This is a genomic window from Deinococcus soli (ex Cha et al. 2016) (assembly GCF_001007995.1).
In the GTDB taxonomy this organism is placed as follows: domain Bacteria; phylum Deinococcota; class Deinococci; order Deinococcales; family Deinococcaceae; genus Deinococcus; species Deinococcus soli.
In genome coordinates this window covers 219,797-238,661 of sequence record NZ_CP011389.1, presented here as the reverse complement: position 1 = coordinate 238,661, position 18,865 = coordinate 219,797, and the positions used below count along the sequence as shown (strand labels likewise).

Here is an 18,865-nt window from a genome sequence, read left to right as displayed (position 1 = left end):
GTGGGCTCATGGCCGCGGCCCGGCGCAGGAACGGCCGGGCCAGGAGACTCTGCAGGTCACAGCACCAGCACGCCGTGATGCTTGGCCTTGTCTGCCGGTTCCACGTGAATGTTGATCGAGCAGTCGGGGGTCGTCTCGCGGATGGCGTCCTCCAGCCGGTCGCAGATGGCGTGCGCCTCCGTGACGGTCATGTCGCCCGGCACCACCATGTGAAACTCGATGAACGTCAGGCTGCCCGCGTGCCGGGTGCGCAGGTCGTGCATCTCCAGCGCGCCCACACCCGCTGTGCTCATGGCCGCGCGGATGCGCCGCTCGGTGTCGGTGTCCACTGCCGCGTCCATCAGGCCGCCCACGCTGTCACGCACCAGCAGCCACCCGCTCCAGAGGATGTTCAGCGCCACCAGCATCGCCAGCAGCGGGTCCAGCCAGTGCAGCCCGGTCAGGCGAGCGGCCAGCACGCCCACGAGCACCCCCACGCTGGTCACCACGTCGCTCATGACGTGCCGGCCGTCGGCGAGCAGCGCCGGAGACCGCAGCGTCCGCCCGTGCCGCAACAGCACCGTCGCCCACAGCGCGTTCAGGGCGCTGGCGCCCAGGTTCACGCCCAGGCCGACCAGCCCGGTGCCGCCTTCCGGCGGGGCGGGGTTCATCAGGACGGGCAGAGCCTCACGCATGATGGCGGCGGCAGCCAGCACGATCAGCACCCCCTCGGCGACCGCGCTGAAGTACTCGGCCTTCGTGTGCCCGTAGGGGTGGTTGGCGTCCGCCGGGCGGGCCGCGACACGCAGCGCGATGAACGCCGCGACGGCGGCCGCCACGTTGATGATGCTCTCCAGCGCGTCCGAGTACAGCGCCACGCTGTCCGTCAGCAGGTACGCCAGGAACTTCAGGCCCAGCACCACCACGGCCACGAGAATGCTCCCCAGCGCCAGCCGGGAGGCGCGCTGCGAGGACTGCTGGGAGGCGGAGGGAACCGTCACCGCAGGAGCGTAGCAGGGTTAGGTGCGCCGAATACCGTGCCCCGCCAGGGAACAGCGCAATCCACACCTATTCTGTCCTGTGCAGAACGCGCCCTGATACAATCGTTCGGTGACCGCGCCCGACCTCCTTGCCCAGCTCAACCCCACCCAGGCCCAGGCCGCCGACCACTACACCGGCCCGGCCCTGGTCATCGCCGGTGCCGGCAGCGGCAAGACCCGCACCCTCATCTACCGCATCGCGCACCTGATCGGCCACTACGGCGTGCAGCCCGGCGAGATCCTCGCCGTGACCTTCACGAACAAGGCCGCCGCCGAGATGCGCGAACGTGCCAGCCACCTCATCGGCGGCGCGGACAAACTGTGGATGAGCACCTTCCACAGCGCCGGCGTGCGCATCCTGCGCGCCTACGGCGAACACATCGGCCTCCGGCGCGGCTTCGTCATCTACGACGACGACGACCAGCTCGACATCCTCAAGGAAGTCATGGGCAGCGTCCCCGGCATCGGCCCCGACACCAACCCCCGCGTGCTGCGCGGCATTCTCGACCGCGCCAAGAGCAACCTCCTGACCCCCGAGGACCTCTCCCGCAGCGGCGAGCCTTACATCAGCGGCGTGCCCCGCGAGGCCGCCGCCGAGGTCTACCGCCGCTACGAACAGCGCAAGAAGGGCCAGAACGCCATCGACTTCGGCGACCTGATCACCGAGACCGTCCGCCTCTTCCAGGAGGTGCCGGCCGTGCTGAACGCCGTGCAGAACCGCGCGAAGTTCATCCACGTGGACGAGTACCAGGACACCAACAAGGCCCAGTACGAACTCACCCGCCTGCTCGCCAGCCGCGACCGCAACCTCCTCGTCGTGGGCGACCCCGACCAGAGCATCTACAAGTTCCGCGGGGCGGACATCCAGAACATCCTGGACTTCCAGAAGGACTACCGCGACGCGAAGGTGTACCTGCTGGAACACAACTACCGCTCCAGCGCCCGCGTGCTGACCATCGCCAACAAGCTGATCGAGAACAACGCCGAGCGCCTCGACAAGACCCTCAAGGCCGTCAAGGAGGACGGGCACCCGGTCGTGTTCCACCGCGCTGGCGACCACCGCGCGGAGGGGGACTTCGTGGCGGAGTGGATCACGCGCCTGCACACCCTGGAGGGCCGCCGCTTCAGCGAGATGGCGATCCTGTACCGCACGAACGCGCAGTCGCGCGTGCTGGAGGAATCGCTGCGGCGCGTGCAGATTCCCGCGAAGATCGTGGGCGGCGTGGGCTTCTACGACCGCCGCGAGATCAAGGACATCCTCGCGTACGCCCGGCTGGCCATCAACCCGAGTGACGACGTGGCCCTGCGCCGCATCATCGGGCGGCCCAAGCGCGGGATCGGCGACACGGCCCTGGTGAAACTGATGGACTGGGCCCGCGCGAACGGCACCAGCCTCCTGACCGCCTGCGCGAACGCCGAGCAGGCCCGTATCCTCGACCGCGGCGCGCAGCGGCCCGTGGAGTTCGCCGCGCTGATGGAAGCCATGGCGGACGCCGCCGAGAACTACGAACCCGCCCCGTTCCTGCGCTTCGTGATCGAAACCAGCGGGTACCTTGACCTGCTGCGCCAGGAGGGGCAGGAGGGCCAGGTACGCATGGAGAACCTGGACGAACTCATCAACGCCGCGCAGGAATGGGCGCAGGAACACGAGGGCACCATCGCGGACTTCCTGGACGACGCGGCGCTGCTGTCCAGCGTGGACGACATGCGCACCAAGACCGAGAACAAGGGGTCCCCGGAGGACGCCGTCACCCTGATGACCATGCACAACGCCAAGGGCCTGGAATTCCCCGTGGTGTTCATCGTGGGTACCGAGGAGGGCCTGCTGCCCAGCAAGGGCGCCCTGGTCGAGGCCGGGGGGATCGAGGAGGAACGCCGCCTGTTCTACGTGGGCATCACCCGCGCCATGGAACGCCTGTTCCTGACCGCCGCGCAGAACCGCATGCAGTTCGGCAAGACGAACGCCGCCGAGGACAGCCGCTTCCTGGAGGAGATCGAGGGCCACTTCGACACCATCGACCCGTACGGGCAGGTCATCGAGTACCGCGCCAAGACCTGGAAACAGTACCGGCCGACCGTGCCTGCCCCCAATGTCGTCAAGAACACCAGCCCCATGACCGCCGGGATGGCCTTCCGGGGCGGCGAGAAGGTGAAACACCCCAAGTTCGGTGAGGGGCAGGTGCTGGCCGTGGCGGGTGTGGGCGACCGGCAGGAGGTCACCGTGCACTTCCCGTCCGCAGGCACCAAGAAGCTGCTCGTGAAGTTCGCGAACCTCAGCCCCGCCTGAAGCGGCGCGCACACGCGATTCTCAAGAGTTCTGTAGCGGCGCGCCCCGCCAGCGACCTGTCACGATGGGGCCGTGACTCTCCCCGACTCCACCCCGCCCGGGCGGCGCGCCCCGTGGCAGTCCACGGGTTCCATTCAGGATTTCCTGCGGAACCTCTGGCAATACGCCGCCTTCCGCCTGATCGTGTTCGTGCTGGCCGGCCTGCTGGCCCTGCGCCTGGGCGGGTGGCTGCTGGGCCACCTTGCCAGCGTGGTCGTCACAGCCCTCGGCGCGTACGCCCTGGCCTTCCTGGTCAACCCGATCCTGTCGTGGCTGGAACGCCACCGGGTAGGCCGGGCGGTGGGCGTGCTGCTCCTGATCGTGGTGCTGGCGGGCGCCCTGACCCTGCTGGGCTTCCTGGTCAGCTCGCAGCTGCGGGGGCTCGCCGATGGACTGCCGTATCTGGCGCACAACCTCAAGGTCATCATCAATTCCCTGCTGGACCGCCTGGACAGCATTCCGGGTACCACGGGCCTGAAGGCCAGCATCACGTCGTACATCGACACGCAGACGTCCAACCTCACGGAGAACACCGGCCCTCTGATCGAGCGGCTGGTCACGTCCGGGCCGGACGTCCTGGATACCCTCTCCAGCCTCGTGGGCTGGCTGGGCCAGCTGGGGCTGCTGCTGACACTCGCCATGTATTTCATGTTCGAGTACAACACCTTCGGGGCGGGCCTGCTGAAACTCTTCCCACGCACGTGGCAGCCCACCGTGCTGCAACTCGCCGAGGACGTCAGCGACAGCTTCGGCATGTACCTGCGCGGAACGGTCATCACGGCGCTCGCCTGCGCGGTCCTGGCCACCACCGGCCTGCTCATCCTGAAGGTCCCGAACGCCCTGGCGCTGGGCATCCTGAGTGCCTTCGTGAATCTCATCCCGTACGTGGGGATCGTCGCGGCGTCGATCCCGCCCATGCTGCTCGCCATCCCGCAGGGCACGACCGTGGTGCTGGAGGTCGGGGCGCTGTACTTCATCATCAACCAGCTGCTCGGGAACGTCATCGGGCCGATGGTCATGGGCCGCAGCACCAGCATCGGCCCGGCCAGCATCCTGATCGCGATCCTGGTGGGCCTGACCCTGGCGGGCGCGATGGGCGCCATTCTGGCGATCCCCTGCGCGGTGCTGCTCAAGCGCTGGACGAACCGCTACTGGCTGCGCAGTCCGCTGTACCGGGGCGTGTCCGGCCGCGCCGCCCCCAGCCGGGAGGACAGTGCCACCGAGCGCTGATCGCGCCGCAGGACAGCACGATCACAGCAGGAGGCGCACCCGGGGTCGTGGGTGCGCCTCCTGTCACGTGGGCTCAGCGGGTGGCGATCTTCAGGCGGCGTTCGAGCTGATCGGTGAAGAAGGTCATCACCGTCGTCAGGGCCAGGTACACGCCCGCCACGGTGGTCAGGACCGGGATGGGCAGGAAGCTCTCGGAGGACACCCGTTGCCCGGCCAGCGTGAGTTCCAGCAGCGCGATGCTGGACGCCAGCGAGGAGTCCTTGAGCAGCGCCACGAGGTTGTTCACCAGGGGCGGCACCACGATCCGCAGCGCCTGCGGCAGGATCACGGTGGTCATGGTCTGCGCGCCGCTCAGGCCCAGGCTGCGGGCCGCCTCGGTTTGCCCGCGCGGCACAGCCAGGATCCCGGCGCGGATGACCTCCGCGTTGTACGCCCCCACGTTCAGCGACAGCGCGATCACGGCGGACCAGAATTCATTCAGCTGCACGTCGATCCCGATGCCCTTCAGCAGGGGCGGCAGGGCGTTGTACACGAACAGGATCTGCACGAGCAGGGGCGTGCCGCGCACCAGCCAGATGAACATACTGGCCGGGGCGCGCACGATCCACAGGGCGCTGGTCTTCTGGATCCCGGCGATGGTCCCCACGATCAGGCCGATCAGGCCGCTGACCACCGTGAGTTGCAGGGTCATGCGGGCGCCGTCCACGAACAGGTCGGCGCGCGGGCCGATCGGGTCGGGCATCTGGCGCAGGATCAGCGTGATCACCCAGAACAGGGCCAGGAAGGCGACCGCCGCGCCGCCCAGCCACAGCAGCAGGGCGCCCAGGCCGAGCGGCTGGCTGGCGCGGGGCGGGGTGGGCTTGGCGGTCATGACAGCCTCCGCGTCAGGGGGGCGTGCTCGGATGGAGAACCGGGTTGCATTTGCAGGATTGTGCCACACTCCGCGCCGCGCGGCCCCACCCTGCCTGGGGCGGCGATCCGCATCCGGCCCAGCGGGACGCGCCCCGCTGCCTCACACGGGCAGCGGGGCGCGCGGTCATGACCGCTTACTTGCAGCGCACGTCCGTGCCGAAGTACTTGCCGCTCAGTTTCGCGTACGTGCCGTCGCTCATGGCCTTGGCCAGCGCGGCGTTCAGTTCCTTCACGAGGCTGCTGTTGCCCTTCTTCACGGCCATGCCGATCTTCTCGTTGAACAGCAGCGAGCCCTGCACGACCTTGCCCTTCTGCGCCTTCACGAGATCCAGACCCGTGAACTTGTCGCCCACCCAGGCGTCCACGCGGCCCGCCATCAGCGCCGCCTGCGCGTCGGTGTCCTTGGGGAAGGTCTTGACGTCCTTCACGCCGGGCACCTTACGCACGTTCTCCAGGTAGGTGGTGCCCACCTGCACGGCGACCGTCTTGCCCTTAAGGGCGGCGGCGTTCATGGGGCCGCCGGGTTTCGTGACGACCGCGCCGCCCGTGCAGTAGTGCGGGCTCGTGAAGTCCACGGCCTTCTGCCGTTCGGGCGTGATGCCGTGACTGGCGATCACGAAGTCGTAGCGGTCCTGCCCCAGGCCGATCAGCAGGTTGTCGAAGGGTTGCGTCACCCACTGCACCTTCAGGCCCAGCTGCTTGGCCAGGGCGTTGGCGAGGTCGACCTCGAAGCCCGTCAGCTCCTTGCCCTTGAGCAGGTTGAAGGGCGGGAAGGCGCCCTCGGTGGCGATCTTGATGGTGCCGGACTGTTTGATCTCGGCCCACGTGCGGGCCTGGGCGGTGGTCAGGAGGGTCAGGGCGGCGAGGGTCAGGGCAACTTTCTTCATGGGGACTCCTTGTGCGGGTGGATCAACATCCGTGGCGCATGGCACGACGTTGGGCGGGACGCTGCTCCTGTAGGTGACGCTGCGATTCTACCCCATGGCCCACGTCCCACATGAAGGCACGCTGAAGGGCCGCCCCTCCGAGGAGGACGCGGCCCTGGCAGCGGCAGAGGTCAGTGGGAGGTCAGTAGGTGCTGACGGGCGCAGCGTACTCGTAGCCCAGGCCGGGGGTGTCGGCCTGCCCGCGCGTCCCGGCGGGCGTGCCGCGGTCGATGGCGGCCTCGCTGCTGGGATCGAAGGCGTGCAGGCGGGTCTGGTCGACGAGCAGTTCGATGCTGTCGCCGGGGAGGACGTTCGCCTGACCCTCGACCTTCGCGGTGATGTGCTGCCCGGCCACGTCGATGATCAGGTCCGTCTGGGCGCCCAGCGGCTCGACCACGACGACCTGACCGCGCAGGACGTTCGAGCCGCGCGGGATGTCGGTCATGCCGACCATGCCGAGGTGCTCGGGGCGGATGCCCATCAGGACGTCCTTGCCCTCGTAGGCTTTCAGGCTCTGGCCGAGGCGGCCCATCGCGCCGACGCGGTTCTCGCCGATCACGAACTCGCCGTTCTGCACGCGGCCCGTCAGGAAGTTCATGCTGGGGCTGCCGATGAAGCCCGCCACGAACTTGTTCTGCGGGAAGTCGTACAGGTTCATGGGCGTGTCCACCTGCATGATCACGCCGTCACGCATGACCACGATGCGGTTGCCGAGCGTCATGGCCTCCACCTGATCGTGGGTCACGTACACGATCGTGGCGCCCAGGCGGCGGTGCAGCTGGCTGATCTGCGAGCGCATCTCGACGCGCAGCTTGGCGTCCAGGTTCGAGAGCGGCTCGTCCATCAGGAACACCTTCGGCTCGCGCACGATGGCGCGGCCCATCGCCACACGCTGACGCTGACCGCCCGAGAGTTCCTTGGGCTTGCGGCCCAGCAGGTGCTCGATCTGGAGGATCTTCGCGGCTTCACGCACGCGCTTGTCGATCTCCTCCTTGGGCGTCTTACGGAGCTTCAGGCCGAAGGCCATGTTCTCGTACACGTTCATGTGCGGGTACAGCGCGTAGTTCTGGAAGACCATCGCGATGTCGCGGTCCTTGGGCGGCACGTCGTTCACGACGCGGTCCCCGATCTTCAGAATGCCGTCGCTGATGTCCTCCAGGCCCGCGATCATGCGCAGGGTGGTGGACTTCCCGCAGCCGGACGGCCCGACGAACACCATGAACTCGCGGTCCTGGATGTGCAGGTTGAAATCCTTCACCGCGTGGTGCTTCGTACCATAGCGCTTGTTGATGTGTTCCAGAATGACTTCTGCCATGACGTGCCTACCTTTTCGCCCCTGCTCTTACCCGTGAATGGCCCCGCACCGCTGGGGTGAGGAGGGATCGGGTAACCGGGGTACGTGAATGAAGCCCAGGTGTCCATTGAAGCCGCGCTGACGTACCCAGCATACCACGCTCATGTGGCGCGGGGAATGCCACCCACACGCTGAAATCCAGACATGCGTTGCGGCGGGGGCGGTGTGCGGTAAGGGAAAGCCCTCACCGCACACCGCCCCCGCCGGGCCGCCCTTATTCCGTGCCGACGTCGTGCCCGTCGTCGCGCTGTTCCAGCCGGAAGCCGTGCGGCAGGAAGTCACGGACGTATCCACTGACGATGTCGCCGTGCTGGTTCACACACACGACGCGGGCGTCCGGCGCGAATTCGTACAGTACCTGACGGCACGCGCCACAGGGACTGGCAGGTGGGGTTGCCTCGGAATACACGACGATGTCGGTGAATTCGCGCTCGCCCGCGGTGGCCATGGCCTGCACGGCGCTCTGCTCGGCGCAGCGGCCCAGGCCGTAACTGGCGTTCTCGACGTTCGCGCCGAAGAACACGCGGCCGTCACGGGTGCGCAGCGCTGCGCCCACGTGGAACTTGCTGTACGGCGCATACGCCTGCCGGAACGCGGCTTGCGCGCCCTCAAGCAGCTGGGGGTCGGGGGTCAGATTCAGTGCGTTGGTGTTACTCATGGGTATCCTCGGCTTCCAGGGGACCGGCGTCCGGAGCGCGTTCCACCCGCACGCGGGTCACGCGGCGCTGGTCGGCGTCCTCGACGGTGAAGGCCCAGCCATTGTGGGTGAAACTCTGCCCCGGCTCCGGGATGTCCCCGAAGTGGCTGGTCATGAAGCCGCTCAGGGTATCAAATTCACCCTCACCGTCCTCGATGTTCGCCCCGAGCCGCTCCTCGACCTCGCCGACCGTCAGGCTGGCGTCCATCAGGTACACGCCCTCGCTGAGCACCTCGATCATCGGGACTTCTTCCTCGTCGGTCTCGTCGTAGATTTCGCCCACGATCTCCTCCAGGGCGTCCTCCAGCGTGACCAGACCTGCCGTGCCACCGAACTCGTCGACGACGATGCTCATGTGGCTCTTCTTGTCGCGCATCTTGGCGAGCAGGTCCTTGATCTTCATGCCCTCGGGCACGAAGTACACGGGGCGCATCACGTCCGCGATCAGGGTGTGGTCCAGGCTGTCGAGGTGCGCCAGCATGTCGCCGGTGTGCACGATGCCCACGATGTTGTCCGGGGTGTCCTGAAAGACTGGCACGCGCGAGTAGCCGTGCTCGGCGTTCAGGTCCAGCAGGCGGCGCAGCGGCGCGGCTCCGTCCACGAGCACCATGTCGATGCGGGGGGTCATGACCTCGCGCACGGTCGTGTCGGACAGGTCGAAGACGTTGTACACGAGTTCCTTCTCGTCGTCCTCCAGCACGCCCTCCTGGCTGGACGCGCTGACGATCATGCGGATCTCCTCTTCCGAGTACGCCGTGTGATGCCCGGACACGCCGCGCAGCCCGAACAGGCGCACGACGCCGTTGCCCAGGGCGTTCAGCGAGCGGATGACGTACTTGAACAGCCACGTGAAGGCCAGCAGCGGGCGCGTGACGAGCAGACTGACCTGCTCGCTGCGCTGCAGCGCCCACGTCTTCGGCGCGAGTTCCCCGAACACGATGTGCAGCACGGTGCTGATCGCGAACGCCACCCCGAAGGAGATGGCCGTGATCTGCGCCTCGCTGAACTGCCCTTCGGGGAACAGCGGGTGCAGCAGGTGCTCGATGGCGGGCTCGGCCACGAAACCGATCGCGAGGCTGGCCATGGTGATGCCCAGCTGCGTGGCGGCGATGTACAGGTCGAGGTTCTGCAGCGCCTTCTGCGTGGCCTTGGCGGTGGCGTTTCCCTCGTCGGCCAGCTGGTCGATGCGGGTGCGGCGCACGCTGACGAGCGCGAACTCCGCCGCGACGAAGAAGCCGTTCATGAGTACCAGGAAGAACAGGGCGACGATTCCGAGCAGATCATTCATGTAGGGACGCGCTCCAGGGTCGCGTCATGGTCATCCGCAAGGCGCAAGCTGCCCGCCCCGCCCGGCGGTTGCTCAGGCGGGTGCGTCGGTGACCGGAAGTGGGGTGCCACGGCAAAAACGCCGCCCTCGGGCGGTGTTCTCCGGGCGCGGTACGTGAGCCGGAACTGGGAGGCTCCATAGCAGTTGCGAGGATAACACACCCCACTCTGCGCCGGGACGACTGTCCCACCATTGGCGTGCCCCCCGCGCAGCAGCGTAGCCGTGAAGGTAGGCTGGGCACACCACACCCCAAGGAGGCATCCCGCATGACCCAGGCCACCCCCGACACCTACCTCGCCCTGCGCGTCCTGAAGGACGACCAGGGCCTCCGCGCCGAACTTCAGACGCTGCCCCTCTCGGCCCTGCCGGATGGGGACGTGCTGCTCGCCGTGACGCACTCCAGCTTGAACTACAAAGACGGCCTGGCCGTCAGCGGCCGCCCCGGCGTGCTGCGCAGCCACCCCATGACGCCCGGCATCGACCTCGCGGGCACCGTGCTCGAGGACGCCTCGGGCCGCTGGCAGCCGGGCGACGCGGTCATCCTGACCGGCTGGGGCATCGGCGAACGGCAGGACGGCGGGTACGCCACCCGCGCCCGCGCCCGCCCCGAGTGGCTGGTCGCGCAGCCCGCCGGGACGGACGCCCACTGGGCCATGAGCGTCGGCACGGCCGGGTTCACCGCCATGCTGGCCGTCATGGCGCTGGAGGACCACGGCCTGACCCCCGGCAACGGCGAGGTGCTCGTCACCGGCGCGGCGGGCGGCGTGGGCAGCACCGCCGTCGCCCTGCTGGCCCGGGCGGGGCACACGGTCGTGGCGAGCACCGGCCGCCCGCAGGAGGAGGCCTACCTGCGTGACCTGGGCGCCGCGCGGATCATCGGGCGCGACGAGCTGCCCGCCCTGACCCGCCCCCTGGAGAAGGAACGCTGGGCGGGCGTGGTGGACACGGTGGGGGGCGCCACGCTGGCCGGGGCGTACGCCTCGACCCGCACGCACGGCAGCCTCGCCGTGTGCGGCCTGGCGGGCGGGCACGACCTGAACGCGACCGTGTTCCCGCTGATCCTGCGCGGCGTGAACCTGCTGGGCATCGACTCCGTCACCTGCCCCCCCGCCCGGCGCGAGGCCGCCTGGGCGCGGCTGGCGCGTGACCTGCCCGCCGCCCGCCTGGAGGCCGTCACGCAGACCCGGCCCCTCCCGGACGTGCCTGCGCTGGCGGCCGAGATCCTGGCGGGGCGCGTGCGGGGCCGCACCGTGATCGAGATCGGCTGACCCGGGCGGTACACTGCGCGGCGTGAACCTGCCCGCCCGTGTCCGCGTCACCCGCCCCCCACTGCCCCTGGCGCCCGCGCTGAGGATGGCCGCCGCGCGCCTGTGCCCGGACGCGCCGCTGGACGACCTGAGCGGCGCGGCGCTGGCGATCGCGGGCGGCGCGGTGATCGGCGCGCACCTGCGCTGGCCGGGCGGCGATGCGGCGACTGTCGAGACCGGCTGGCGTGGGCGCGGCATCGAGGAAGCCCTGGCCGCCACGCTGGCCTGAGCTGACCGGGCCGAGCGGTCTGGACGCTGCCTAACGGTCGTTTGGTAGCCTGGGGGCATGACAGTCACCGAAGCCGACCCCGGCATGTCCTTCGCGCTGAGCAGCGACCAGCGCCTGATCGTCGAGCACGTCCGCGACTACGCCCGCGCCGAGATCGCCCCCCTGGCCGCCCAGTTCGACCGCAGCGGCGACTACCCCCGCGAGCAGCTGCGCGGCCTGGCCGACCTGGGCCTGATGGGCGCCACCGTGCCCGAGGCGTGGGGCGGCGCGGGCCTGGACTCCGTCACGTACGCCCTGTGCCTCGAGGAGGTCGCCGCGGCGGACGCGAGTGTCGCCGTGATCGTCAGCGTGCAGAACGGCCTGCCCGAGCAGATGATCCTCCGCTACGGCACCGACGCGCAGCGTGACCGCTACCTGCGCCCCCTGGCGGAGGGCCGCCACATCGGCGCGTTCTGCCTGACCGAGAGCGGCGCGGGCAGCGACGCCGCCAGCCTGCGCCTCCAGGCGACCCGCGACGGGGACGACTGGGTGCTGAACGGCACGAAAGCCTGGATCACCAGCGGCGGTCAGGCGGATACGTACCTCGTCATGGCCCGCACGGGCGGGAGCGGCGCGCGCGGCGTGTCCTGCTTCATCGTCGAGAACGGCACGCCGGGCCTGAGCTTCGGGAAGCCCGAGGAGAAACTCGGCCTGCACGCCAGCCACACGACCACCGTCACCTTCGACGGGGTGCGCGTGCCGCACGCGAACATGGTCGGCGAGGAAGGCCAGGGCCTGATCATCGCGCTGGCCAGCCTGGACGCGGGCCGCATCGGGATCGCCATGCAGGCCCTCGGGATCGCGCGCGCCGCGATGGAGCACGCCACCCGTTACGCCGCCGAGCGCGAGCAGTTCGGTAAGCCCCTGCGTGAGTTCGAGGGCGTGTCCTTCAAGATCGCCCGCATGGCCGCCCGCATCGAGAGCGCCCGTCTGGTCGCGCTGAAGGCCGCGTGGCTCAAGGACCAGGGCCGCCCGTACGGCAAGGAGGCCAGCATCGCCAAACTGCTCGCCAGCGAGGCCGCCGTAGACGTCACGCGCGACGCCATCCAGATCTTCGGGGGGAACGGCTACAGCCGCGAGTACCCTGTCGAGCGGCTGTACCGCGACGCGAAGGTCACCGAGATCTACGAGGGCACCAGCGAGATCCAGCAGCTCGTGATCAGCCGTGCGGTCTTTGGCGAACTCACCTGAACCCTGGGGACAGAGGGGCGCCCGGCAGTCACCTCGGGCGCCCCTCTGCGCCGTCCGCTTCTGCCCGTCACTGCCGGGTGTACGACCGATCGCCCAGGTACAGGTGTGTCTTCGACCGGTCCCAGAAGAACGCCACGGTGCGGGTCACGGTTCCCGCCCGGTCCCGCAGTTCCATCGTGTACCCGTCGAAGCGGTACGTGCCGCTGCGGGTGGGGTCACTGCCGACCGCCGCCCCGGTCGTCTGCGTGGCGCCGGTATTCAGGTTCCCGTACACGGCGCTCCCGCCCCGCAGGGTGTACGTGCCGTCCGGCCGGAACGAGTACGTCACTCGGGTCGTGGCGGTCGCGCCGGACATCAGCGTGCCCGACGTATACGCCGAGAAGAACTCGTAGTCGCCGCTCAGCCGCTCCGGCGAGGCGCCCGGAACGGCCAGGGTGCCGGGCAGCGCCGCCCAGCTTCCCCCGCGTTTCACCTCCAGCGCCGCGCCCCGGCGCCGCCACTGGCCCCACATCGTCGGTTCGCCCTTCACCGACGCGGCCACGTTCAGGTCGGTGGGGGTCCAGCGCAGGTTGAAGTACGCCCGGCCGTCCTTCAGCAGCAGCACCACCGACTCCTCGCCCAGCACGTTGATCCCGTCGGAGCGGGTGGCGTACCCGTGGACGATCCCCTCGATCTGCGCGGCCTTCAGACCCTGCCCCGGCGCCGCGCGGTAGAGGTTGAAGATCCGCGCCTCCTCCGCCCGCGCGCGCCGCTCCTCCTCGACCGGTGACACGCCGACCGGCGTGCCCGCCGGGGTGCAGACCGTCTGGGTGGTGTCGGCCTGCGCCCCGTACGCCTGCTGCCCGTACAGCAGCGTCCGCCCGCCGCGGTCCTTGATCGCCCGGAAGAAGTTGAACAGCGTGACCTTCCGGATCAGGCTGTCGTACGACCCGGACTGCACGATCAGGTCGTCCAGCAGGTCACTGTCCCGGTCCCCCTTGACCTTCAGGGTGCCCGACGCCCGGTCGTACGTGTACGTGCCGGTCTGCACCTTCAGGTCGTACGCGGCCCCGCTGCGCGGGCGGACGCTGCCCTGCGCCACCCGCACCCCGCCGTCCCCGTACAGGTTTAGGGTGTACCGGTAATCCGCGACAGTCACGCTGTCCTCGTCGGTGTCCTCCCGCACGCAGCGGAACGCGCCGGGACCCAGCGGGCCGCCCGCCGTGAACGGCGCCTGACCCCCGGCCGCCCCCAGCACCTTCAGTACGAACGCGCGGTTGAACGGTGAAAAGTTCGTGCCCGTTATGAACGGCCCGCCGTTCCCCACCGGGGCGGCCGGTGCGGTGGGCTCACCGACCTGTGCGGGCGCCGGGTTGCCCTGGCGCAGCGTGGCCGTCCGCGCGAATTCCGCCGGGTACAGCTGCGCGAGGTTCGCGTACGTGCCGAGCTGCGCCCGGATGGCGCGGCAGTCGTCACGCGGCGAGGCGCTGCCCGCGTCCAGCGCCGCCTCGGTCTGCGCGCGGCGCTCCCCGGCCAGGGCTCGCAACCGGGGCAGGAGATCCGGCGCGGCGGCCTTCAGGTACGCCTCCAGCTGCGGCACGCCGGACGCCACCTGCCACGCCGCGAAGCCCTGCTCGACCACCGCGTGGTCCCCCGGGGCGCGTTTGAGACACCAGTCACGGATGGTGCCCCCCACCTGCGCCGCGCCGTACAGCACGGCCGCTGCCTGGATCAGTTCCGGGTCGGGGGGCGCGGCGGCCGTGCGGGCCGGTACCCTTCCGGCCGCGACCAACACGAGAAGAACAGGGAGGACGACAGGGGAGACATGCATACGGACCTCTCACGGCAGCAGTCGGTGGTCATGAGGGTGCTCCTGACAACGTGGACGATGGGACGTGACCGAACTGAACTCCGGGTCACTGTACCAGCCCGGGAACCGTGAAGGCTCATCCACGTTCACGGCATCCCCCGGCGCGGCGCGGCCCGTGAGAATGCCTCTCATGCTCAGGTCCCTCCTCTGGCTTCCCGGCGCGCTGATGGTCGTGGCGGTCCTGCTCGACCTGATCGTCACGTGTATCCAGACCGGTGAGGGCCGCCTGAGCCGCGCCATCCACCGTCCGCTGTACGGCCTGCTGCGCCGCGCCGCGCATCACTCCGGACGGCGCGCGCTGCTCTCCTGGGCGACGCCAGTCATCATCACGGGTACCCTCACGGCATGGACCCTCCTGACGTGGCTGGGCTGGACGCTGATCTTCTGGTCGCACCCCGGCGCGCTGGTCGGCGCCGAGAGCGGTCAGCCCGCCACTTTCGTCGCCTGCTTCTACTTCGTCGGGTACACCATCAGCACGCTGGGCCTGGGCGAGATCATCGCCCCGCAGGCCTTCTGGCGCGTGATGACGGACGTGGCCGCCATCAACGGGTTCTTCCTATTGACCTTCGCCATCACGTTCGTCGTGCCCATCGCGCAGGCCCGCACCGAACGGCGCGAACTGGCGCTGCTGCTGCACCGCGCGGGGCCCGGCGCGCAGGCGCTGATCGTGAACGCCGTGCAGGACCACGACCGGGGCCTGTCCAGCCTCACGGGAGACCTGCAACATCTGCTGAACCGCCTGGACGCCGCGCACCTGAATACCCCTTACCTGCACCGTTTCCATGACCATGACCGGCAGGACGCGCTGGACCTGCACCTCCCGGCGCTGGGGGAGGCGCTGCTGATCATCCAGGGTGCGCTGCGGGGTGACTGCCCACGCGGCCTGAAGCGCGCCCTGGCCAGCGTCGATAGCCTGAGCCGCACATTTGAGCGCACCCAGTCCCGCCACCCGCTCCTGCGCGCCGCCGAGGTGCCGCCCACACCGGACCTGACGTCACTGCGCGAGGCGGGCCTGCCCCTCCGGTCCCGGGAGGCGTTCCGCGAGGACCTGCGCAGCCACGCCGCCCTGCGGGCCCGCCTGCACGCCATGGCCCGCGCTGGAGAGTGGCGTTGGGATCAGGTGGCGACCCCTGAAGCGGATGAACGAATGGCCGATTGAGCGGCGGACGATCCAGCGGCTGACGCCATGAAGCTACGCTCCGGCGCCTGCTGGGAAGATTCAGGATGACGTGTTGCGGGCGGATGCGTTCGGGACACACCCGTGTCGTCGCCCAGATCAATGACAGAAGGCCCGGACGGAATAGTAAACAAATCCTTCACGTGCTGAGAAATCGTGAAAACATTCACTTACGGTCTACAAAGAACAGCCCACCCCTAAGGGCAGGCCATCAGCGTTACTTCAGCGCGTCGTTCATGCCCAGCACGTCGGCGACTTTCAGGCTCGCGCCGCCCACCAGGGCGCCGTTCACGTTCGGTTTCGCGCAGATGCTGGCAATGTTGTCCGGCTTCACGCTGCCGCCGTACAGCACGCGGATGCCCGCCGCCGCGTCGCCGTAGCGTTCCTCCAGCGCACTGCGGATTGCGGCGGCCAGCTCCTCGGCGTCCTCAGCAGTGGCGGTCTTGCCGGTACCGATGGCCCATACGGGCTCGTATGCGACCACCACGTCGGTGCCCACGCCCTCCAGGCTGCCCGCCAGCTGAGCCAGCGTGAACGGCACGTGCTCGCCCGCCTCACGGACATCGAGCTTCTCGCCGACGCACACGATGGGCGTCAGGCCGTTCGCCTGCGCCTGACGGGCCTTCGCGGCCACGACCGCGTCGGTCTCGCCGTGGTAGTCGCGGCGCTCGCTGTGGCCCACCACGGCGTATGTCGCGCCGACGTCCTTGAGCATCGCGGCGCTGATCTCGCCGGTGTACGCACCGGACTCGTGCGCGGACACGTCCTGCCCGCCAAAGCCCACGCCGGTGGGGAGATTCGCGGCCAGCGCGCTCAGGGTGATCGCGGGAGCCATGACGGCCAGTTCCGCCTGCCCGGCTTCAAGTTTCTCGCCGAGTTCCTGCGCCCAGGCCCGGGCCTCGGTGGGGGTCTTGTTCATCTTCCAGTTCAGTGCCAGCAGGTTCTTCATGTCAGTTCCTTTCAAGCCCGGACAGCACGTCCGCCACGGCGCCCTGCCACACGGTGGACGCCATGAACGGGCGGAAGCCCAGGTCGGTGTTGATCTTCAGCATGGGGCCGTTGCTGTCCGCATTTTGCGTACGGATCTCGGTCGCCTGCGGGTTCAGCCGCATGACCTCACTCACGTTCGCCGCCTTCAGCCAGCGGCCCAGCTGGTGTCCCCGGTGCGCCGGGAGCACGCCCGTGTTCCCCTGGCTGACGATGCCCGGCTGCGCGGGGCGCCACGACACGTCCGTCAGGCCCGCCAGCGTCCCGTCGGGCGCACGGACGACCGCCACGACCGCTGCGCGGCCCCCGGCGCGCGCCAGCTGCTCCATCGAACGGACCTCGTCCGGAGTGGTGCGGTGGTCCTCCATGTCCAGGTCGTCGCGGGGGGCGCTGTTCATGACGTTCAGGAGTTCCGCGTAGGCATCAAGGTCCGCGTCCGGCACGCCGTCCGTCCAGACCTCCAGCGTGTACCCGTCGTCCGGGCGGGTCGTCCAGGCGTCCAGCAGGCCGTCCGGGATGTCCGAGAGCAGCAGGCGGTTCGCGTGACTGCTCAGGCCCGGCTGGAACCCGGCGCGGCGCGCGAACGCCTCACCTGCGGGTACACGGTCGTTCGTCTGCGTGATCAGTAGCGTCCGCCCGCGTTCCCGCATGGCCCGCGCCGCATGGTCCAGCAGCGTCCGGCCCAGCCCGCGCCCCCGCGCGGCAGGGGAGACCATGAGCTCCAGCTCGGCCAGATGCCCGTTCTCCCCGACCGTGAACAGCTGCGTGCGGGCGTGCGCCACGATCTGCCCGTCCTGCTCTACCGTCCAGAAATCCAGTTCCAGGACTGGGGGCAGGTGCTGCATCTGCCCCCACACGTTCGCCGGGTCGACCGGCGGGTCGTGCGGGTGGGACTCGGCCCGCAGGCGGTTCAGGTGTGCCACGAGCGTCCGCGCGAACTCCTCGGTCAGGGCGGTGTGATCGCGGTGCTGGACGGCGACGGGGGTTGTGGTCATGGTGCCTCCCAGCATGTCACGGACGGGTGCGGCGGCGCGGCGCAGGTGAGCAGGGAGGCGCGGAGGCCTCCCCGGCGCAGGGTTACTTCATCGCCTCGACGCCGGGCAGGGCCTTGCCTTCGAGCAGTTCCAGGCTGGCCCCGCCGCCCGTGCTGATGTGGTCGATCTGGTCGGCCTTGCCGCTCTTGTTGACCGCGCTGACGGAGTCCCCGCCGCCCACGACGGTGTACGCCTGGTTCTTCAGGCTGCCCACCGCGGCTGCGACGGCGTTCGTGCCGCCCGCGAACTTCGCGAACTCGAACACGCCCAGCGGGCCGTTCCAGAACACGGTCTTCGCGCCTTTCAGGGCCTCGCTGTACAGCCTGACCGTCTCGGGGCCGGCGTCGAGGCCCTGCCAGCCGTCGGGGATGGCGTTACTGGCGACCACCTGGGTGTTCGCGTCGGCGCTGAATGCGTCTGCAGCGATCACGTCGACGGGCAGCATGATCTTGTCGCCGTACTCGCGCAGCAGTCGCGCGGCGAGGTCGAGCTGGTCGTCCTCGTGGATGCTCTCGCCGATCTTGCCGCCCTGCGACTTGATGAACGTGTACGCCATGCCGCCGCCGATCAGCAGTTTGTCCACGCGGGGCAGCAGGTTCTCGATGACCTTGATCTTGTCGCTGACCTTCGCGCCGCCGATGATCACCACGTACGGCCGCTCGGCGCCGCTGAGCAGCTTGCCCAGCGCGTCCACCTCGGTCTGGAGCAGCGTGCCCGCCGCGTGGGGCAGCTGCGCCGCCACGCCACTGACACTGCTGTGCGCGCGGTGGGCACTGCCGAAGGCGTCCAGCACGAACGCGTCGCCCAGGCGGGCCAGCTTGCCGTTCAGGCCACTGTCGTTCTTCTCCTCACCGGCGCTGAACCGCACGTTCTCCAGCAGCGCCACCTCACCCTCGGGCAGCGCCTGCACGGCGGCCAGGGTCTCGTCGCTGTCGGCGGTCCCGGCGATGAACGTCACGGGGCGGCCCAGCACCTTCTCCAGCACGGGCGCCACCGGCTTCAGGGAGTACTTCTCCTCGGGGCCGTTCTTCGGGCGGCCGAAGTGGCTCATCAGGATCACGTTGCGCGCGCCGGCGTCCAGCAGGGCGCTGATGGTGGGGAGGCTGGCGGTGACGCGCGTGTCGTCCTGCACCACGCCCTCCTTGACGGGAACGTTGTAATCCACGCGCACCAGCACGCGCTTGCCCTGCACATCCAGCTGACTGAGGTTCTGCATGTCGTCTCTCCGGGGGAAAAGGTGATGGTTGATAGAGGATGGACC

Annotated in this window: 16 protein-coding genes; 6 read left to right on the top strand and 10 right to left on the bottom strand. The window is 69.3% G+C overall.

Annotated features, from left to right (window positions below):
• Nucleotides 1–56: 56 nt before the first annotated feature.
• Entirely contained in the window at nt 57–980 is a 924-nt protein-coding gene (locus SY84_RS01165) for a cation diffusion facilitator family transporter (RefSeq protein ID WP_046842458.1), read from the bottom strand.
• Between the two features lie 109 nt (nt 981–1,089).
• On the opposite strand from SY84_RS01165, the gene SY84_RS01160 reads away from it, so the two are divergent.
• Both SY84_RS01160 and SY84_RS01155 read left to right on the top strand, forming a co-directional pair.
• Nucleotides 1,090–3,306, top strand: a complete 2,217-nt coding sequence (locus SY84_RS01160) for an ATP-dependent helicase (RefSeq protein ID WP_046842457.1) — start codon at nt 1,090–1,092, stop codon at nt 3,304–3,306.
• Nucleotides 3,307–3,378: 72 nt separating this feature from the next.
• Nucleotides 3,379–4,575, top strand: a complete 1,197-nt coding sequence (locus SY84_RS01155; protein ID WP_052750994.1) for an AI-2E family transporter — start codon at nt 3,379–3,381, stop codon at nt 4,573–4,575.
• Between the two features lie 73 nt (nt 4,576–4,648).
• On the opposite strand, the gene SY84_RS01150 is transcribed toward SY84_RS01155, so the two are convergent.
• The 5 genes from SY84_RS01150 to SY84_RS01130 form a co-directional block, all read right to left on the bottom strand.
• A complete protein-coding gene (locus SY84_RS01150; RefSeq protein ID WP_046842456.1) occupies nt 4,649–5,446 on the bottom strand; it encodes an amino acid ABC transporter permease in 798 nt (265 codons plus the stop codon).
• A gap of 175 nt (nt 5,447–5,621) precedes the next feature.
• On the bottom strand, nt 5,622–6,374 hold the full coding sequence (locus SY84_RS01145) for an ABC transporter substrate-binding protein (protein WP_046842455.1): 753 nt from the start codon (nt 6,372–6,374) through the stop codon (nt 5,622–5,624).
• A gap of 181 nt (nt 6,375–6,555) precedes the next feature.
• On the bottom strand, nt 6,556–7,728 hold the full coding sequence (locus SY84_RS01140; protein ID WP_046842454.1) for an ABC transporter ATP-binding protein: 1,173 nt from the start codon (nt 7,726–7,728) through the stop codon (nt 6,556–6,558).
• 253 nt (nt 7,729–7,981) lie between these two features.
• Nucleotides 7,982–8,425 carry a cytidine deaminase gene (cdd, locus tag SY84_RS01135; RefSeq protein WP_046842453.1) on the bottom strand — a complete coding sequence of 148 codons (444 nt, stop codon included), beginning with the start codon at nt 8,423–8,425 and terminating at the stop codon, nt 7,982–7,984.
• Nucleotides 8,418–9,752: a hemolysin family protein gene (locus tag SY84_RS01130; RefSeq protein ID WP_046842452.1), complete on the bottom strand. Its 1,335-nt coding sequence runs from the start codon at nt 9,750–9,752 to the stop codon at nt 8,418–8,420. Before SY84_RS01130 ends, cdd begins: the two co-directional genes overlap by 8 nt.
• Nucleotides 9,753–10,057: 305 nt before the next feature.
• On the opposite strand from SY84_RS01130, the gene SY84_RS01125 reads away from it, so the two are divergent.
• From SY84_RS01125 to SY84_RS01115, 3 genes are read left to right on the top strand one after another with little or no spacing between them, the layout of a single operon-like run.
• Nucleotides 10,058–11,059 (top strand): MDR family oxidoreductase, encoded by a 1,002-nt coding sequence (locus SY84_RS01125; RefSeq protein ID WP_046842451.1) that lies wholly within the window; start codon nt 10,058–10,060, stop codon nt 11,057–11,059.
• Nucleotides 11,060–11,081: 22 nt separating this feature from the next.
• Nucleotides 11,082–11,327 (top strand): hypothetical protein, encoded by a 246-nt coding sequence (locus tag SY84_RS01120; RefSeq protein ID WP_046842450.1) that lies wholly within the window; start codon nt 11,082–11,084, stop codon nt 11,325–11,327.
• Nucleotides 11,328–11,384: 57 nt separating this feature from the next.
• On the top strand, nt 11,385–12,557 hold the full coding sequence (locus tag SY84_RS01115; RefSeq protein WP_046842449.1) for an acyl-CoA dehydrogenase: 1,173 nt from the start codon (nt 11,385–11,387) through the stop codon (nt 12,555–12,557).
• Nucleotides 12,558–12,624: 67 nt separating this feature from the next.
• Here the strand turns inward: SY84_RS01115 and SY84_RS01110 are convergent, their stop codons facing one another.
• Nucleotides 12,625–14,367, bottom strand: a complete 1,743-nt coding sequence (locus SY84_RS01110; protein WP_157882841.1) for a hypothetical protein — start codon at nt 14,365–14,367, stop codon at nt 12,625–12,627.
• Nucleotides 14,368–14,536: 169 nt separating this feature from the next.
• On the opposite strand from SY84_RS01110, the gene SY84_RS01105 reads away from it, so the two are divergent.
• Complete coding sequence (locus SY84_RS01105) at nt 14,537–15,565, top strand: potassium channel family protein (RefSeq protein WP_157882840.1); 1,029 nt, start codon at nt 14,537–14,539, stop codon at nt 15,563–15,565.
• A 235-nt stretch (nt 15,566–15,800) separates the two neighbouring features.
• On the opposite strand, the gene tpiA is transcribed toward SY84_RS01105, so the two are convergent.
• The 3 genes from tpiA to SY84_RS01090 all read right to left on the bottom strand — a co-directional run bounded on the left by tpiA (nt 15,801) and on the right by SY84_RS01090 (nt 18,820).
• Entirely contained in the window at nt 15,801–16,532 is a 732-nt protein-coding gene (gene tpiA, locus SY84_RS01100; RefSeq protein ID WP_046842447.1) for a triose-phosphate isomerase, read from the bottom strand.
• Nucleotide 16,533: 1 nt separating this feature from the next.
• Nucleotides 16,534–17,565 (bottom strand): GNAT family N-acetyltransferase, encoded by a 1,032-nt coding sequence (locus SY84_RS01095; protein ID WP_052750993.1) that lies wholly within the window; start codon nt 17,563–17,565, stop codon nt 16,534–16,536.
• Nucleotides 17,566–17,647: 82 nt separating this feature from the next.
• Entirely contained in the window at nt 17,648–18,820 is a 1,173-nt protein-coding gene (locus tag SY84_RS01090) for a phosphoglycerate kinase (RefSeq protein WP_046842446.1), read from the bottom strand.
• Nucleotides 18,821–18,865: the final 45 nt, after the last annotated feature.

What these genes read in the sequence shown, in the direction of transcription:
- SY84_RS01150 (WP_046842456.1), bottom strand. Translation starts at nt 5,446, where the DNA reads ATGACCGCCAAGCCCACCCCGCCCCGCGCCAGCCAGCCGCTCGGCCTG.
- SY84_RS01145 (WP_046842455.1), bottom strand. Translation starts at nt 6,374, where the DNA reads ATGAAGAAAGTTGCCCTGACCCTCGCCGCCCTGACCCTCCTGACCACC.
- SY84_RS01140 (WP_046842454.1), bottom strand. Translation starts at nt 7,728, where the DNA reads ATGGCAGAAGTCATTCTGGAACACATCAACAAGCGCTATGGTACGAAG.
- cdd (WP_046842453.1), bottom strand. Translation starts at nt 8,425, where the DNA reads ATGAGTAACACCAACGCACTGAATCTGACCCCCGACCCCCAGCTGCTT.
- SY84_RS01130 (WP_046842452.1), bottom strand. Translation starts at nt 9,752, where the DNA reads ATGAATGATCTGCTCGGAATCGTCGCCCTGTTCTTCCTGGTACTCATG.
- SY84_RS01125 (WP_046842451.1), top strand. Translation starts at nt 10,058, where the DNA reads ATGACCCAGGCCACCCCCGACACCTACCTCGCCCTGCGCGTCCTGAAG.
- SY84_RS01115 (WP_046842449.1), top strand. Translation starts at nt 11,385, where the DNA reads ATGACAGTCACCGAAGCCGACCCCGGCATGTCCTTCGCGCTGAGCAGC.
- SY84_RS01110 (WP_157882841.1), bottom strand. Translation starts at nt 14,367, where the DNA reads ATGCATGTCTCCCCTGTCGTCCTCCCTGTTCTTCTCGTGTTGGTCGCG.
- SY84_RS01105 (WP_157882840.1), top strand. Translation starts at nt 14,537, where the DNA reads ATGCTCAGGTCCCTCCTCTGGCTTCCCGGCGCGCTGATGGTCGTGGCG.
- tpiA (WP_046842447.1), bottom strand. Translation starts at nt 16,532, where the DNA reads ATGAAGAACCTGCTGGCACTGAACTGGAAGATGAACAAGACCCCCACC.
- SY84_RS01095 (WP_052750993.1), bottom strand. Translation starts at nt 17,565, where the DNA reads ATGACCACAACCCCCGTCGCCGTCCAGCACCGCGATCACACCGCCCTG.
- SY84_RS01090 (WP_046842446.1), bottom strand. Translation starts at nt 18,820, where the DNA reads ATGCAGAACCTCAGTCAGCTGGATGTGCAGGGCAAGCGCGTGCTGGTG.